Source organism: Lentzea xinjiangensis, from assembly GCF_900110955.1.
Taxonomy (GTDB): Bacteria; Actinomycetota; Actinomycetes; order Mycobacteriales; family Pseudonocardiaceae; genus Lentzea; species Lentzea xinjiangensis.
Genome location: NZ_FOFR01000023.1, coordinates 43,921 through 62,213, shown reverse-complemented (window position 1 = coordinate 62,213; position 18,293 = coordinate 43,921). Strand labels below are relative to the sequence as shown.

6 protein-coding genes are annotated in these 18,293 nt (G+C 72.7%); all 6 read right to left on the bottom strand.

Features of this window, described 5'->3' with window-relative positions; all coding sequences use genetic code 11:
- Positions 1-10: 10 nt before the first annotated feature.
- The 6 genes from BMW88_RS34365 to BMW88_RS42420 all read right to left on the bottom strand — a co-directional run bounded on the left by BMW88_RS34365 (position 11) and on the right by BMW88_RS42420 (position 18,204).
- Complete coding sequence (locus BMW88_RS34365) at positions 11-13,681, bottom strand: non-ribosomal peptide synthetase (protein ID WP_089959185.1); 13,671 nt, start codon at positions 13,679-13,681, stop codon at positions 11-13.
- Positions 13,682-13,763: 82 nt separating this feature from the next.
- Complete coding sequence (locus BMW88_RS34360) at positions 13,764-15,092, bottom strand: serine hydrolase domain-containing protein (RefSeq protein ID WP_177221557.1); 1,329 nt, start codon at positions 15,090-15,092, stop codon at positions 13,764-13,766.
- A 397-nt stretch (positions 15,093-15,489) separates the two neighbouring features.
- On the bottom strand, positions 15,490-15,693 hold the full coding sequence (locus tag BMW88_RS43710) for an MbtH family protein (RefSeq protein ID WP_245778251.1): 204 nt from the start codon (positions 15,691-15,693) through the stop codon (positions 15,490-15,492).
- Between the two features lie 522 nt (positions 15,694-16,215).
- Positions 16,216-17,400: a hypothetical protein gene (locus tag BMW88_RS34350; protein WP_143116404.1), complete on the bottom strand. Its 1,185-nt coding sequence runs from the start codon at positions 17,398-17,400 to the stop codon at positions 16,216-16,218.
- A 24-nt stretch (positions 17,401-17,424) separates the two neighbouring features.
- Positions 17,425-17,784: a nuclear transport factor 2 family protein gene (locus BMW88_RS34345; RefSeq protein WP_425434718.1), complete on the bottom strand. Its 360-nt coding sequence runs from the start codon at positions 17,782-17,784 to the stop codon at positions 17,425-17,427.
- A 279-nt stretch (positions 17,785-18,063) separates the two neighbouring features.
- On the bottom strand, positions 18,064-18,204 hold the full coding sequence (locus BMW88_RS42420) for a hypothetical protein (protein ID WP_177221556.1): 141 nt from the start codon (positions 18,202-18,204) through the stop codon (positions 18,064-18,066).
- Positions 18,205-18,293 lie beyond the last annotated feature (89 nt).

Here is an 18,293-nt window from a genome sequence, read left to right as displayed (position 1 = left end):
TGGTGTCTCCTCACAGGTTCGGGGTGGCGCCGTCATCGAGGGCGACTCGTTCGAGCTCGAGCAGGATCTTCTCCTCGACCAGCCGTGCCAGGTCGGCGACCGTGCGGGCGGTGAGGACGTCGTGCGGGGTCAGCGGCACGTCGAAGGCGGCGCGGCAGCGGGACGTGACGAGCAGGCTGCGCATGGAGTCGCCGCCGAGGGCGGTGAAGTCGTCCTCGGCGCCGACGCGGTCCACGCCCAGCACCTCCTCCCAGATCCCGGCCATCACCTGTTCGGTGTCGGTCCTGGGCGCCACGTACCGCGCGGCGGGCACCGGGGTGGAGGGTGCGGGCAGCGCGGCCCGGTCGACCTTCCCGTTGGCGCTCAACGGCAGCGCGTCGAGCATTACGAACGCCGAGGGCACCATGTAGTCGGGCAGGGTCCGTCCCGTGAACGCCGCCAGGTCCGCCGGGTCCGGCTCCCGGCCGGGCCCGGCGGGCACCAGGTAGGCCACGAGCTGCTTGCCGCCGAGCGCGTCCTCGCGGACCACCACGACCAGCCCGCCCACGTCGGGGTGGCGGCCCAGGACCGCTTCGACCTCGCCGAGCTCGATGCGGAACCCGCGCAGCTTCACCTGGTCGTCGGCGCGGCCGGCGAACTCCAGCACGCCGTCCGGCAGCCACCGCACGACGTCGCCGGTGCGGTACATCCGCTCCCCCGGCACGCCGAACGGGCAGGCGACGAACCGGGACGCGGTCAGGCCGGGCCGGTCGAGGTAGCCGCGGGCCAGGCCGGCACCCGCGAGGTACAGCTCGCCCGGCACTCCCACCGGCACCGGTCGCAGCCGGTCGTCCAGCACGTAGGCGGACATGCCGTCCAGCGGGGTGCCGATGGGCACTGTGTCGGGCACGTGCTCGGTCATCCGGTGCGCCGTCGCGAAGGTCGTGGTCTCGGTCGGCCCGTACCCGTCGACCACCACCAAGCCGGGACAGGCCGCCATCACCTGGCGGACCGCCGGCGCGGGCACGACGTCGCCGCCGGTCCACACCTCCGCCACGCCCGCCAGGCAGCCGGGCGAGTCCTGGGCCAGCACCCGGAACAGGCCCGCCGTCAGCCACAACGCCGTCACGCCGTGGGCGGTGATCAGGTCGCGCAGCGCCGCCGCGTCGAGGTCCTCCGGCGGTGCGACGACCACTCGCCCACCGCGCAGCAACGGCACCCACAGCTCGTAGGTGGACGCGTCGAACGCCAACGGGGAGTGCATGAGCACCGTGCGGTGGGCCGGGCCGTCGAACCGCGGGTCCAGCGCCAGCGCGACCACGTCCCGGTGCCGCACGGCCACGCCCTTCGGCGTGCCGGTGGAGCCGGAGGTGAACTCCACGTAGGCGAGGCCGTCCGGGTGCGCGGCCACCCTGGGCCGGTCGGCCGACTCCTCACCGTCGGGGACCAGGACGTGCCCGTCGAACGGGACGACGTCGGCGTCGGTGATCAGCACCCGGCTCCCGGCCTGTTCCAGCACCAGCCGTTGGCGTTCCTCCGGCGCCCTGCTGTCCAGCGGCAGGTACGCGGCGCCCGCCTTGAGCACGGCGAGCACCGCGACCACCACGTCGGCGGATCGGCGCAGCAGCAAGCCGACGCGTTCCTCCTGTCGCACGCCGAGCGAGATCAGCCGCTGCGCCAACCGGTTCGCGCGGGCGTCCAGTTCGGCGTAGCTGAGCGACGTGCCACCGGCGACCACGGCCGTCGCGCCGGGAGTGAGGTCCGCCTGAGCGGCGAACAGCTCGGCGACGGTCGTGTCCGGGCCACCGGTCTCGACGCGCTCCGGCAGGACGAGCCGCCGCTCGGCGTCACCGAGGACGTCGACCTCGCCCACCGCCCTGCCGGGGTCGGCGGTCAGGCCGAGCAGCGCCGCGGCCAGGTGGCCGGCGACGCGCTCGACCGTGGCGAGGTCGAACAGCGCCGGGTCGTAGCTCAGCCGGAACTCCAGGTCCGCGCCGGGGCGGACGCCCAGGCTGAGCGGGTAGTTGGTCGTCTCCACGGCGTCCAGGTCCCGCACGGTGACGCCGTGGGTCGCGGCCTCGTCGATCGGGTAGTTCTCGAAGACCAGGATGCTCGTGAACAGCTCCGTGCCGGTCCACGCCTGCAGGTCCGCGAGCGACACGTGCTCGAACCGCCTGGCCTCGGCCTGGTCGGCCTGCAACCGCCGCAGCCACGCCGCGACCGGCTCGTCGTCCACGACCGACGTCCGCACGGGCAAGGTGTTGATGAACATGCCGGTGATGGCGTCGGCGCCGGACAGGCCGGCCGGGCGGCCGGACACGGTGGAGCCGAAGCACACGTCGGTCTGCCCGCTGTAGCGCGACAGCAGCAACGCCCACGCGCCCTGCACGACGGCGTTGAGCGTCAACCCGTTGCGCTGCGCGAAGTCGCGCAGTTCGTCGCCGGGCAGCGTCATCGTGGTCCACGCGGCCGAGCGGGTGGCGTGGCCCGGTTCGGCCAGCCGGTCGAGCGGCAGCGGTGTGGGAGCGTCGAGCCCGCCCAGCACCTGGCGCCAGTGGGTTTCCGCCGCCTTCAGGTCCTGAGTGGACAGCCAGCGCAGGTAGTCGCCGAACGGGCGGCGGGCCGGGAGCTCGGGTTCCTGCCCGGCGGTGAAGGCCGCGTAGCAGGCCAGCACGTCGCCGAGCACCTGGAACGTGCTCCACCCGTCGAGCAGCACGTGGTGGAACGTCCACCCGACCCGGACGGCCGTGCCGGACTCGCGCGTCAGCACCAGCCGCATCAGCGGCGCGGTGCCGAGGTCCAGCTCCTCGTCGTCCGGCGTGGCGGAGATGGGCAGGTCGACCTCGCGGCACACCACCTGCACCGGCCGGTCGACGCCCTCCCACACGACGCGGCTGCGCAGGACCGGGGTCCGCGCGACCACCTCCCGCCACGCGCGGGCCAGCGCCTCGACGTCGGTGACACCGTCCAGCACGAACGAGATCCGCTCGGTGTAGAGGCCCTCGTGGCCGTGGGACAGGCTGTGGAAGACCATGCCCGCCTGCATCGGCGTGAGCGGGTAGATGTCCTCGACGTCGCGGCCGTCCCCGGCGATCCGGTCCACCGCGGCCTGGTCCAGGCCCGCCAGCGGGAAGTCCGACGGTGTGCGGCCACCCGCGCCGGGCTGGGCGCAGTGCGCCACGATCTCCCGCAGCGCCACCGCCATCGCCTCGGCCAGGGCCCGCACGGTCGACTCGTCGTGCACCTCGTCGCTGTAGTACCAGGTGAGCCGGAGCCGCTTGTCCTCGACGGCGCCGACGACGTCGAGCAGGTGGTGCCGCGGTGTGTCGGGTGCGGCATCGGCGGTCAGGCCACCGACCGTGCGGAACGCCGTGCCGCCCGCCGCGCCGTCGAACTGCCCGAGGTAGTTGAACGCGACCGAGGGTTGCACGCCGCCGTACCGGGCACCGTGGCCGATGCCGCGCCGGGGCACCGCGCGCAGCCGCTCCTTGGTCGCCTTCAGCACCTCGCCCCAGTGCCCCGCCGGCACGTCGAGCGCCACCGGGAACACCGAGGTGAACCAGCCGACCGTGCGGGACAGGTCGACGCCGTCGAGGAAGTCGCCGTCCCGGCCGTGGCCCTCGAGGTCCACCAGGACCCGGTCCCGGCCCGTCCACCCGGACAGCACCCGTCCCAGCGCACTGAGCAGCACGTCGTTGACCTGCGTGCGGTACACGGCGGGCACGTCCTGCAGCAGTGCCCGCGTCACGTCGGCGTCCAGCTCGGCGGTGACACCGCGCGCGGAACCGGTGGTGCCGGTGCCGTGGCGGTCCACGGGTACGCCGGGGTCGCCGGTGACACCCGCCCAGTGGTCGGCCTCGTCGTCGAACCCGCCGCCCGCGGTGTACTCGGCCAGCCGGTGCGCCCAGTCGCGGAACGACGTGGTCTTCGCCCTGAGCACGACCTGTTCGCCGCGCACGGCTTGCAGGTAGGCGGTCTCCAGGTCCTCCAGCAGGACCCGCCAGGACACGCCGTCGACGACCAGGTGGTGCGCGGTGAACCGGACCTCGCGAGACGTGAGCGGTGTCGCCCGCAGCAACGGCCCGCGGCTCAGGTCGAACCCGCCGTCCACTTCGGACAGCACGTCGACGGGTTCGACCGGCGGGTTGTGCTGCCGCCAGCCGGAGCCGGTGCGGTCGAACCGCATCCGCAGCGCGTCGTGGTGCTCCACCAGGCCCGCCAACGCCGTCCGCAACGCCACGAGGTCGACGTCGTCAGCGAACTCGACCCGGACGGACTGGTCGAAGTGCTCGGGGTGCGGCGGTTCCGCGTCGAGGAACCAGCGCTGGATCGGTGTCAGCGGGACCTCGCCGACGACCGGCCCCTGCGGCACGCCCTCCTGCGCGGCGACCGCGGGCACGGCCGCGGCGAGCGCGGCGACCGTCGGGCTGCGGAACAGGTCGCGCGGCGCCAGGCCGTACCCGGCCTGGCGGGCCCGCGACACGACCTGGATGCTGATGATCGAGTCGCCGCCCAGCTCGAAGAAGTCGTCCTCGACTCCGACCCGGTCGAGCCCCAGCACCTGCGCCCAGATGTCCGCGAGCACGCGTTCGGTCTCCGTGCGCGGCTCGACGTGCCGTGCGCCGGTCGTCTCCCACTCCGGCGCGGGCAGCGCCTTGCGGTCGAGCTTCCCGTTGCCGGTCAACGGGAGCCGGTCCAGGTGCACGAACGCCGAGGGCACCATGTGGTCGGGCAGGGTCCGCGCCAGGAACCCGCGCAGGTCGACGCCGTGACCGCCGACGACGTAGCCGACGATGACCTTGCGCCCGGCGTGCTCGCGGACGTCGGCCACCGCCGCGGTCACGTCGGGATGTGCTTCGAGCGCGGCCTCGACCTCCCCGAGCTCGATGCGGAAGCCGCGGATCTTGACCTGGTGGTCGGCGCGGCCGAGGTAGTCGAGCCTGCCGTCCTTCCAGCGGGCCAGGTCGCCGGTGCGGTACATGCGCGATCCGGGTTCGCCGAACGGGTCGGCGACGAACCGGGACGCGGTCAGGCCCGGCCGGTTGAGGTAGCCGCGCGCCAGTCCCGCTCCGGCGACGTGCATCTCGCCGACGACACCGGGCGGCACGGGCCGCAGGTCCTCGTCGAGGACGTACACGCGCAGGTCCGGGATGGGTTCGCCGACGGTGCCGTCGGCGGGCGTCCACGTGACGTGCACGGTGGTCTCGGTGATGCCGTACATGTTGATCAGCTCGCCGGGACCGTTCCAGGCCGCCAGCTTGCGCACGTCCAGCGCCTCACCACCGAAGATCACGTACCGGAGGCACAGGCCCGCCGGCTGCTCGGCGATGAGCTGGTAGAACGCCGACGGCGTCTGGTTGAGCACCGTGACCCGCTCCCGCGCCAGCAGCGCGGCGAACTCGCCCGGCGAGCGCGACACCTCGTGGGGCACGACCACGAGCCGTCCGCCGTGCAGCAGCGGGCCCCACAGCTCCCACACGGAGAAGTCGAAGGCGTAGCTGTGGAACAGCGTCCACACGTCATCGGCGCCGAACCCGAACCAGGCGTCGGTGGCGGAGAACAGCCGGGCCACGTTGGCGTGCGGCACGACGACGCCCTTGGGCTTGCCCGTGGAGCCGGAGGTGTAGATGACGTAGGCGGGGTTCTCCGGCCGCAGTGCGACATCCGGTTCCGCACAGGGCCGACCGGTCAGGTCGGGCAGCTCCGTCAGCACGGCCACCGGCCGGGTGTCGGAGACCATGCCCGCGATCCGGTCCTCGGGGTACGACGGGTCGATCGGCAGGTAGGCCGCGCCGGACTTGAGCACGCCCAGCACCGCCACGACCAAGTCCGTGGAGCGGGGCAGCCGCAGGGCGACGTACCGCTCGGGTCCCGCGCCGCGCTCGATCAACAGGTGCGCCAACCGGTTGGCGCGGGCGTCCAGCTCGGCGTAGGTCAGGTGCTCGCCCTCGCAGGTGACCGCGACGGCCCCGGGCGTGCGGGCGGCCTGCTCGGCGAACAGCCGCGGCAGCGTCGCGACCGGGAAGTCCCGGCCGGAGGGGTTCCACTCCACGAGCACCTGCTCGCGTTCGGCGTCGTCGAGCAGCCGCAGCTCGCCCAGCGGCCGGGCCGGCTCGGCGAGCACGTCGTCCAGGAGCATCCGCAGGTGCCGGCCGATCCGGTCCACTGTGGACTCGTCGAACAGGGCCGGGTCGTGGTCGAGCTCGATGACGAGGCGCGCGCCGGGTGACACCACGACGGTGAGCGCGTAGTTGGTGGGCTCGTGCGCGTGCACGTCGTGCAGCCGCAAGCCGTGCGCGGCCATCGCGTCCTCGTCGAACGGGTAGTTCTCGAACACCAGGATGCTGTCGAAGAGGTTCGCGCCACCGGGCAGCGCGCTCCACCCGCGCAGCCGCGTCAGGGGCACGTGCTCGAAGCGCCGTGCCTCGGCCTGGTCGGTCTGCAGTTCCCGCAGCCACGACAACTGGTCACGACCGCGGTCGACGGCGACGCGGGTGGGCACGGTGTTGATGAACATGCCCACCGTCGACTCGACGCCCGGCAGGTCCGCGGGCCGGCCGGACACGGTGGTGCCGAACACGACGTCGGACGTGCCCGCGTAGCGGGCCAGCAGGACCGCCCACGCGCCCTGCACCACGGTGTTCACCGTCAGACCGTGGCGCTGGGCCGCTTCGCGCAGCCGCTCGGTGGCGGCGGCGGACAGTTCGAAGCGGACGGTGCCTCCGGACTGCGCCCGGTGCGCGTCGACCGGACGGCGGTCGAAGGGCAGCGGGGTGGTCTCGGCGAAGCCGTCGAGCACCCGCCGCCAGTACCGCTCGGCCTCCGTGCCGTCCTGCCGCTCCAGCCAGTGCAGGTACTCGCGGAACGGAGGCCGGGCCGCGGTGGGCCCGGCCGCGCCGCGGGTGATGGCGGCGTGGTGCTCGCAGACCTCGGTGAACAGCTGGGCCGCGCTCCACCCGTCCAGCAGCACGTGGTGGAACGTCCAGAGCACCAGCACCTCGTCGTCCGAGAGCCGGGCGAGCGACACGCGCATCAGCGGTGCGGTGGCCAAGTCCAGTCCGGCGGCGCGGTCGCTGTCCAGCAGCGCGCGCAACTGCTCGTCCTGACCCTGCTCGTCGAGGCCGCTCCAGTCGAGGTGGGTGATCGGGAGCGGGACGCGGGGGCGCACCACCTGCAGCGGTTCCGCCAGCCCGTCCCACACCACCTCGCTGCGCAGCACGGCGTTGCGGTCCACGACCCGCTGCCAGGCCTCACCCAGCGCACGCGGATCGGTCACGCCGGAGAGCCGGAAGCGGACCTGGTTGAAGTAGGCGCCGGAGGTCGCGCCGTCGACCAGGCCGTGGAAGACCATGCCGGCCTGCATCGGCGTCAGCGGGTAGACGTCCTCCACGTCCCGGCCGTCACCGGCCAGCCGGTCGACCGCGGCCTGGTCCAAGCCCGCCAGCGGGAAGTCCGACGGCGTCCGGCCACCGGCACCGGGCTGGGCGCAGTGCACCACGATCTCCCGCAACGCCGTGGCCATCGCCTCGGCCAGGCCTCGCACGGTCTTCTCGTCGTGCACCTGATCGCTGAAGTACCAGGTGAGGTCGAGGCAGCCGTGCTCGACCGCGCCGACGACGTCGAGCAGGTGCGGGCGCGGCGCGTCGGGCGCGCTGTCGAGTTCCAGGCTCCCGCGCACGGCGTGCAGCACGCCTCCCTCCACGGCCGACCAGTCGAGCCGGCCGAGGTAGTTGAGGCTGATCCGCGGGCCGCCGGTGCCGGGCTCGTACAGGGCGCCGTGGCCGATTCCCTTGCGGGGCACGGAACGCAGTTGTTCCTTGACCGACTTGAGGACCGTGCCCCAATGGCCGTCTGTCCAGTCGCCCTCCGGCACGTCCGGCGCGACGGGGAAGATCGAGGTGAACCACCCGACCGTGCGGGAGAGGTCGACACCGTCGAGCACGTCCTCACGGCCGTGGCCCTCCAGGTCCACCGGCACCCGCCGGCGGCCGGTCCAGCCGGCCAGCACCCGGCCGAGCGCGCTGAGCAGCACGTCGTTGACCTGCGTGCGGTAGGCGCCGGGCACGTCCTGCAGCAGTGCCCTGGTGGTCTCCTGGTCGAGCCGGACCGACACGGCCCTGGTGGACCCGGCCGTGTTGGGACCGTCGCGGTCGACCGGCAGGGACGGGTCCACCTCGGCGATCGCGGCCCAGTGGTCGCGTTCGTCGTCGAACCCGCCGTCGGCGGTGTGCCGGACGAGCAGGTGCGCCCAGTCCTTGAACGAGGTCGTCTTGGCGGCCAAGCGCACCGGCTCACCGCGCACGGCCTGGTCGTAGGCCGTGACGAGGTCCTCCAGCAACACGCGCCACGACACGCCGTCCACGACGAGGTGGTGGACGGTCAGGCGGAGCACCGGGCGCTCCCCGGCGGGGCGCTGCAGCTCGGCGTGCAGCAGCGGACCGGTCGCGAGGTCGAACCCCGTGGTGTGCCCGGTGGTCAGCAGCTCGGCCCGCTCGACCGGCGCGTTGTGCTGCCGCCACCCGGAGTGCGTGCGCTCGAACCGCATCCGCAGCGCGTCGTGGTGCTCCACCAGCGCCGCCAACGCCCGGCGCAGGGCATCGGTGTCCACGTCGTGCGCCAGCTCGGCGGCCAGCGCCTGGTTGAAGTGGTCGGGGTGGTCGGGGTTCGTCGCGAACAACCACCGTTGCACCGGGGTGAGCGGCACGTCGCCCACCACCCGGCCCTGGTCCGCCTCGGTGGGCCCGGCGACGGCCGCGGCGGCCGCGAGAGCCGCCACGGTGGGGTGCCGGAACAGGTCGCCGGGGGTGAGGGCGAGCCCGGCCTGCCGGGCACGCGACACCACCTGGATGCTGAGGATGGAGTCACCGCCCAGCTCGAAGAAGTTGTCACCGGCACCCACCCGGTCGACGCCGAGCAGCTCCGCCCAGATCCCCGCCAGGACGGCCTCCGGTCCGTCGGCGGGCGCGACGTGGGTGGCGGTGGCGGCGGCCCACACCGGGTCGGGCAGGGCGCGCCGGTCGACCTTGCCGCTCGCGTTGAGCGGCAGCGCGTCCAGGACGACGAACGCGGAGGGCACGAGGTAGTCCGGCAGCCCCCGGCCGAGGAACTCCCGCAGCTCCGCCACGTCGGGTGCGCTGTCCACAGTGGTCAGATAGGTGACCAGCCGCTTGCGCCCGGTGTCGTCGGTGCGCACGACCGTCACCGACCCGGCGACGGCGGGGTGCCCGGACAGGGCCGTGTCGACCTCGCCCGGCTCGACGCGGAAGCCGCGGATCTTGACCTGGTCGTCGGTGCGGCCGACGAACTCCACCGTGCCGTCGGCCCGCCACCGCACCAGGTCGCCGGTGCGGTACATCCGCTCCCCCGGCGCCCCGAACGGGTCGGCCACGAACCGCGCCGCGGTCAGCCCAGGCCGGCCCGCGTAACCGCGCGCCAAGCCGGAGCCCGCGATGAACAGCTCGCCGGGAACGCCGATCGGTGCGGGCGACAGGGTGTCGTCGAGCACGCGCAGGCGCATGCCGTCCAGCGGGCGGCCGATGGGCACCACGTCCCCGACGGCGTCGGCGTCAAGCATGCGGTGCGCGGTGGCGAAGGTGGTGGTCTCGGTGGGGCCGTAGCCGTTGACCACGGCGATGCCGGGGCAGGCGCGCAGCACCCGCCGGACCGCGGGCGCGGGCACGACGTCGCCGCCGGTCCACACCTCGCGCAGCCCGGTCAGGCAGTCCGGGTCGTCCTGCGCGATGACCCGGAACAGGCCGGCGGTCAGCCACAGCCCGGTGAGGCCGTGCCCGGTGACCAGCTCGCGGATCCGGTCCGCGTCGAGATCCCCTGCCGGGGCGACCACGACGGTGCCACCGCTCAGCAGCGGCACCCACAGCTCGTAGGTGGTGGCGTCGAACGCGGGCGCGGAGTGCAGCAGGACCCGGTCGTGCGCGCCGCCGTCGAACCGCCGGTCGCGCACGAGGTCGGTGACGTCGCGGTGCCGCACGGCGACGCCCTTGGGCACGCCGGTGGACCCCGAGGTGTGCATGACGTAGGCGAGCTGGTCCGGGTGCACGACCACGTCCGGTGCCGACGCCGACTCCCCCGTCAGGTCCTCGGCGTCCAGCACGACAACGCGTCCTTTGTGGACCTCCTGTGCGGTGGCGAACCAGGTGCGGTCGGTGAGGACGATGCCGGCGCCGCTCCCCGCCAGCAGCACGGCCAGCCGCTCGGCGGGCGCCCTGGTGTCGAGCGGGACGTACGCCCCACCGGCCTTGACCACCGCCAGCTCGGCGGTCACGAGCTCGGCCGAGCGGCTCAGCAGCAGGGCCACGGGCTCCTCCGCGCGCAGCCCGTGCCGCAGCAGGTGGTGGGCCAGGCGGTTGGCGCGGGCGTCCAGCTCGGCGCAGGTCAGCGACGTGCCGCCGGCGACGACGGCCTCGGCGTCGGGTGCGCGGAGGACCTGTTCGGCGAAGAGGCCGGTGATCGTGGCCGGGGACCGTTCGCACGCGGTGTCGTTGAACGCTCGCAGCACCTGCTCGCGTTCCCGCGCTCCGAGCAGCGGGAGCTCGCCCAGGGGACGGCCGGGATCGGCGGCGACGGCCTCCAGCAGGACCCTCAGGTGGCCGGCCATCCGCTCGATCGTCGCGGCGTCCCACAGGTCGGTGTTGTACTCGAAGGAGACGTCCAGCGCGCCGTCGCGGGGCCAGAACTCCACCAGCAGCTCGAACCGCGCCCGCGGCCGCGGCAGGTGGTGCTCGGTGACGCTCAGCGCGTCGACCGCCCTGGGCCGCACCATCTCCTGCTGCAGCACGACGAGTGCCTGCACGAGCGGCGTGCGGCTCGGATCGCGGTCCGGCCGCAGCTCGTCGACGAGCCGGTCGAACGGGACCTCGTCGTGGGCGAACGCGTCGAGCGCGGTGTCCCGGACGTCGGCGAGGAACCGCTCGAACGGCACGGCCGGGTCCACTGTGGACCGCAGCACGAGGGTGTTGACGAAGAACCCGACGAGGTCGTCGAGCTCCGGCCGGCCGCGTCCCGCGGACGCGGTGCCCACGGCCACGTCACGCCGGCCGGTGTAGCGGGCGAGCAACAGCTGCACCGCGGCCGCCAGCGTGGTGAACAGCGTGGTGCCGCCGTTCCGGCCGACCTCGGCCAAGCGCCGCACCAGCGGGTCCGGCAGGGCTTCGCGGTGCACGGCACCCGCCGTGGTGCGCTGGGCGGGCCGGGGCCGGTCGGTGGGCAGGTCGAGGGGTTCGAGGTCGGCGAGGACGCGGCGCCAGTGGTCCACGTCCCGCGCCACGACGGGGTCTTCGAGGCGGCGACGCTGCCACGCCGCGAAGTCGGCGTAGCGGACCGGTAACGGCTTGAGGTCGGCTGTCGTTCTTCGGACGGCGGACCGGTACAGCTCGAGCAGGTCGTCGACCTGGACGCGGACCGACCAGCCGTCGGTGGCGATGTGGTGCTGGTCGAGCAGCAGCACGTGGTCGTCGTCGGCCAGCCTGGCGAGCACGGCGCGGGCCAGTGGCCCGGCACCCAGGTCGAACGGCGTCGTCAGCTCCTCCACGCACAGCCGGTCGAGCGCGTCGTCCCGCTCGGCGGGCGCGACAGCGGAGAGGTCCTCCACGCGCAGCGGCACCGGCACGTGTGCCCGCACGACCTGGACGCCGTCGCCGTCGACCTCCTCGAAAGTCGTCCGCATGACCTCGTGCCGCTCGACCAGCCCGTCCAGCGCGGTCCGCAGGGCGTCGACGTCGAGCGGGCCGCGCAACCGCAGGCCGACCCCGGTGTTGTAGTCGGTGGCCGTGGGGTCGAGCCGGTGCTGCAGCCACAACCGGTGCTGCGCCGGGGAGAGCGGCAGCGCGCTGTCGCTCGGCACGGGCGTGATCCGGTCGCCTGCCGCGATGGGCAGGCGGTCGGCGAGCAGGCCGGCGAGTCCGGCCACGGTCCGCGCGTCCATCAGGTCCCTGGTGGACAACGGCACGTCCAGCGCCGCGCGCAGCCGCGACGCCACCCGGAGGGCCTGGATCGAGTCCCCGCCCAGGGACAGGAAGTCGTCCTGCGCGCCGACCCGGTCGGCGGCCACTCCGAGCACCTCGGCCCACGCCCGCGCGATGGCGCGCTCGGCAGGGGTGCGCGGCGCGACGTGCCCCGCGCGCCGTTCCGGGCCCCACTCGGGCTCCGGCAGCGCCTTGCGGTCGAGCTTCCCGTTCGAGTTGAGCGGAAGGCGGTCCAGCGTCGTGAACGCCGACGGCACCATGTAGTCGGGCAGCGAACGCAGGACGACGGCGCGCAGGTCGTCGGCGGAGGGCGCGGTGGCACCGGCCGCGACGACGTGGGCGACCAGGCGCTTGGCCCCGCTCGGGTCCACCTGCGCCACCACCGCGGCCTGCGCGACACCGGGGTGCCCCGCCAGCACGGCCTCGACCTCGGCGGTCTCGACGCGGAAACCGCGGATCTTGACCTGGTCGTCGACGCGGCCGACGAAGTCGACGGTGCCCTCCGGCGTCCAGCGGACCAGGTCGCCGGTGCGGTACATGCGCTCGCCCGGCGCGCCGAACGGGTCGGCCAGGAAGCGGTCGGCGGTCAGACCGGGCCGGTTGAGGTAGCCGCGGGCGAGGCCGGCGCCCGCGATGAACAGCTCACCGGTCTCACCGTCGGAGACCAGGTTCAGGTCGTCATCCAGCACGTGCAGCCGCATGCCGTCCAGTGCCCGGCCGATGGGCAGCACGTCGGGCACCGCGTCGAGGCCGGGCAGGGGGTGGCAGGTGGCGTACGTGGTGGTCTCGGTGGGGCCGTAGACGTCCACCACGGTGGTGCCGGGGCAGGCCTCCAGCACGCGCCGCACCGCCGCGGCGGGCACCACGTCACCGCCGGTCCACACCTCCCGCAGTCCCGCCAGGCAGGCCGGGTCGTCCTGCGCCAGCACGCGGAACAGGCCCGAGGTCAGGAAGAGCCCGGTCACGCCGTGCTCGCCGATCGCCTTCCGCAGCACCGGCCCGTCCACGTCACCGGGAGGAGCGACCACGACGCTGCCGCCGTTGAGCAGCGGCACCCACATCTCGTAGGTCGACGCGTCGAACGCCACCGGTGAATGCACCAGCACGCGGTCGTGCGCGCCGCCCGCGAACCGCGTGTCGCGGGCGAGGTCGACCACGTCGCGGTGCCGCGTCGCCACACCCTTCGGCACCCCCGTGGACCCCGAGGTGAAGACGACGTACGCCAGGTTGTCCGGGTGCACCACCGCGGCGCGCACGGTCGCCGCGTCCCTTGCGCGCTCGTCGTCCATGGCAAGGATGTGTCCGCTGTGCACGCGTTCCGCGACGACCCTCCACGTGTCGTCGGTCAACAGCACCGACACCCCGGCTTCGACCAGGACGGTGGCCATCCGCTCGTCAGGCGCACGAGCATCGAGCGGTACGTAGGCGCCACCTGCCTTGAGCACCGCCAGCAGGCCGACCACGAGGCCGGCCGAACGCTCCACCAGGACACCGACCGGCTGTTCCGGCCGGACACCCAGCTCCAGCAGGCGCGCTGCGAGCCGATCCGAGCGCGCGTCCAGTTCCGCGTAGGTGTGCTCGCCGTCGACTGCGAGCACGGCCACAGCGGAAGGGGTGCGCCGGACCTGTTCAGCGAACAGGCCGACCACGGTGTCGTGCTGCTCGGAGCAGAACTGACCGCCGACCGGCGCGGCGGCGGGCACGGTGTCGGGGAGCGTCATCGCCGTCCAAACCTCTTTCGGGCGCGCTGAAGCGCCGCGGGTGCAGGGGAAGAAGAAGGGTGTGCGGAGTTGCGCCGGAACGTCAGGCCACGTCGCGCTCGCGGTGTCGCCGGCCCGCGACCCGGCCGCCGATCTGGATCCGGTCGATCCGGCCGCTGCGGGGATCCCGCAGGAAGCGGCCGGGATGGCCGGTCGCGCCGTTGGCCAGGTCCGTCACCGAGAAGACGAACCCGTCGTGCACCGCGAGCCGCGCGGCCGGTTCGTCGTCGACGACCAGCTGCAGCTCATCACCTTCGACCACCACGGAGAAAGCGGTGTCGCCGTTGACGTACGTGCCGGTGCACTCGCGCGGGATCGACGTGCGCGGCCGGGTGTTGATCGTCGCGGCGCTGTCCGCGAGGTCGATGCCCGCCGCGCGCAGCTCGGGCAGCAGGTCGCGCCACAGGTTGGCGCCGGTGGCGGAGTTGGTCGTGAGGGCGACGATCGTGCCGGAATCGGGGTTCAGCCGCAGGTGGCACGAGGTGCCGTCGGCGGTGCCGTCGTGGCCGAGCCAGCCGTTGCCGCTGCCGCGGAAGAGCGCGAGGCCCAGGCCCCAGCCGTCGGCGAGACCGAACGGGTCCGCGCCGGGCACGGCGCGGCGCATCTCGGCGAGGTGATCGGCGCTCACCAGGCCGGGATCGATGCCGCCGTGCCGGGGAGCGAGGTGCATCCGCGCGAGCTCGACCAGGTCGGCGGCGCTCGCGGCGAGACCGCCCGCGGGCGCCTCGACGGGCGTCAGCTCCTGCTCGACGGGCCGCACCAGGCGCAGGGCGTGGTTGACGGTGTGGCCGCTCGCGGTGGGAAGGTCAGCGCGTTCCGGATCCGTGATGAAGCCGAGGTCGAGGCCGAGCGGCTTGAGCAGGATCGTGCGCACCGCCTCCGGGAAGGTCATGCCGGTCACCACCTCGACCAGGCGGCCGATGACGGCGTATCCGGTGTTGGAGTAGGAGAAGCCCGCGCCCGGCGGCTGCACGACATCCTGCACGGACGCGACCAGCGCCACCCGGCCGTCCGCCGGCGGGGCGACGTCCGAAGGCAGCCCACCGGTGTGGCTGAGCAGGTGGCGGGCGGTGAGCACATCGGCGTTGTCGCCCAGCGTCTGCCGCAGCTCCGGCAGGTACTCCACCACCGGCTCGTCCAAGTCGACGTCGCCATCGGACACCAGGACCATCAGCAGGGTCGCCGTGAAGGTCTTGGTGATGGAGCCGATGGGCACCTTGCTGTCACGCCCCATCGCACGGCCCGTGCCGTGCCGCTCCTCGCCCCACTCGAACGCCCGGGCCTCACCGTCGCACCAGACGACGAGCTGCGCACCCGGCACCTCGTTGTGGCGGGCCGATCGCCCCAGCACCTCGCGTAAGTGGTCCACCATTTCCTCTCCACCGAACGTTTCAAATTTTCTGAATGATGTCCCGGCTGTGACGCCGGACACGTGCGACTGCATTCGAGCGCACTCCCGGCGGACTGCCGATTAGCAGCGCGCCCGGTTCCCCGGTTTCGAAACGGGTCGGCGGTTCCTCGCCCACCGGTCCCCATTCCACGCCGTCAAGAATTCCATCGGCCACCCATGCACATGACCGTCCCGCGAACGGAATTGGATCGACCTCGCCACGCACAGGAGAAGTAATCCCGGCAACACGGGTGGTGAACTCGTCGGAAATCAATGGCGACCAGACGGTACAACGTGCAATTCACCCGATTGCCGGGTTTGACCGCGCCGAACAGGAACTGGACGAGAAGACCACCTGGGCCCCGCGTACGCCCCGAGGTCAGGCCTGCCCTTCCGCGGCCATCCGTTCCCGCAGGCTACGCGGCCTCATGTCGGTCCACACGGAGTCGACGTAGTCCATGCACTCCTGTCGTGACCCCTCTTTGCCCTCACTGCGCCACCCCTGCGGGAGCTCTTTCCCCAAAGGCCACAACGAACGCTGATCCTCGTCGTTGACCAGCACCTGGTAGCGGGCATCGATCACTGCACTCTCCCTCTCTTGGTCGGGCACCGGGCCCGGACGCGGACCCGCCGGATTCGGCGATGATTCGCGAGCGGCGAAGACAAACCTCGCCCACAAACCAGCACCCGGATACAGCCGACGATAACAGTGTCGTTCCGCACATGCAGCACACACCGCCAAAAGGAGCATTCAAATGACCGTTATCCGGACATCAAAGAATTGTATGTTTAGCCGAACGCGGAGCGGGAAACGGGCCGCTACCCGAGAGTTGCTTACTTCTTGCCGAACTGCGGCACAACAGCTGCGACAAAGGCGTGCACCGACGACGGGCGGAATCTCCACAGTGGACCGATGCCGCTGATCGCCGCTGCGGCTCTGGGCCCGCGGACATCGACACAGGAGCCCGAGCGGCCGAAACCGGAGCCGGTCTCGGCCACCCCGGCTGATCCCGCCGCTGCGGCAGCCGGATCGAGAGGCTGTCATTCGCCGGCGCCTCGAGGGTGCCGCCGTTCGTCCCCACCAGGTGGCTGCCCGGCAAGTACCTCAGCGCCCGAGGTCGTCGACGCCCGGTTCGTCCTGGCGGGGCGCCGCCAGCCGCTGGAACTCCTCCTCGGAGATCGGCAGCGTGGTGTACTCGAGCAGCATCGTGCTCGTCGGCTGCCAACCGTCCGGAGTCCACAGCTCGTACTCGAGTTCGTACGGGTTCGGCAGGCGCTTGGCCAGGAAGAGGACGTTGCCGAGGTCGCAGACGTTGGAGTAAACGCGGTCGTCCTTCCGGAAGACCGCTCGGTAGTCGTGGGGCTGACCGTGGAACCTGCGCGATCTTTCCGTCAGGGCAGCGACGTAGCGCGCGCCGCGGAAGTTCCGCTCGCCGAGCTCCACCACCCACCAGCCGGGCTCGAGCCGGGTGAGCACATCGGTGTGCCGCCAGCCGAGGTCGTCGGGGGTGTCGTCGGACGATCCGGTCCGGCGGACGAGATCGTGGAGGTAGCGCCCGTCCTCGGTGGCGAAGCCGTGCCACACGTCGAAGTACCTGGCCTCGGCGGTCTCTCGGCCCCGGATGGTCCGTTCCAGGTCATCGCGGCCGATCGGCAGGACGACGTCGTGTCGCGGCTGCTCCCCCCGCACCCAGACGCCCTCTTGCAGGTAGATCTCCCATTCACCGTCACCGCTCGAGGAGCAGCGGATCAGCGCGTGCGCGCGGTCGAGGTCCGCGACGTCGCCCAGCCTCTCGAACGCCGCGAAGCAGTAGTGGCCGTCCACCGGTTCAGCTCGGCGCCGTGCGGCCAGCAGAGCGACGATGCCGGCGAGGACGTCCCGCTCGAAGGACGCCAGCGGCAGCGCGAAACGGTGTTCCGGCAGCAACTCGTCGACCACGGCGTACGCGGAGTGCAGGTCGACCATGTCGGCCTCGTGCCGGAACACCGCGAAGCCGCCGCCCTCGAACCCGTCCCGCCGGACTTCCCGCAAAGGCCCGCGGTCGTCGACCAGTTGCCCGAGCCTCTCCAGCTCGGTGGCGCTCACCTCGCGGTAGGCGTCGTCGGAGTCCCGCTCACCGGCTCTCGACAGGCCGTCGCTCGAGACCCACACGCCGTGGCCGGTGTACTCCTGCTCTTCGTGAGGGGCGATCCTGCGGTAGAGGTCCTCGGCGTTGCCGACATCGGACATTCCTCGTCCGTCCTCGAACAACGCGTAATAGTGGTAGGCAGCCAGATAAGGCTCGAACACGCGATCACCCCCCCGATGATCACCTCAGCTCAGCGGGCAGAACCCGTGTGCGGGACGCACACCGGACCCCGGCCGGAGGCGGGCGACGACGCGGCTGCCTGCTTCGAGAACGCCCCTGTCGCCCTGCGTCCAGGCGGGTCGCACCGCGATCCCGCTGATGCGCCAACGGCCGGAGGAGCGGGTCGGATCGAACTCGCCGACCGCGCCGTCGGACCACATAGGACTGTCGGCGGCCGCACCTCTCCGCAGCCACGTCAGGACGTTGGCGCTCGGGGTGGCACTGTCACCGTCGAGGTCGACCAGCAACGTCGTGGCCGCGTGCATCGTCGAGCTCCGCCGAGCAGACCAGCACCGGGCTGCTGATCCGCTCGGTGACGACGTCACGCAGGTGGAACTCCAGGTACCGGGCGACGAACTCACGCGAACTCGCGGCGCCGGTGACGTACCGGCCGAGCGCGGTTCGTTCGCCGCTGCTCGTGGAACGAGCGTCCCGCCGAGGTGGTGCAGCTCCTCGGCGCTTCCGTCGACACCGTCATAGGAGTTGTTGATCCGGGGATCGAGAGGGTCGCCGTGGAGGAAGAACTCGACGGCGCTGTAATACGGCGCTGTAGTACGTCGCCGCGCAGCAAGCCGTCGCGGGCGCTGACCCAGTGTCCGGCGGCCTCACCGCGCCAGGGGCTCCACCCGGCCGGCGGTGGCCCGCCACGCGGCGCACCAGCCCTCGTAGCCACCTGGCTCGACCGTCTGGACGGTGGAGAGCACGGAGGTCCGCGAGTCCCACAGCACCGTTCGATCGCGGTCCACAGGCCCGGCCGGTGCAGCCGCGTTGCAATGCCTCGGCGACGGGGCGGTCACCGCTGTGGCGGCAGGAGAGGAGCGCCCGCGGTTCCATC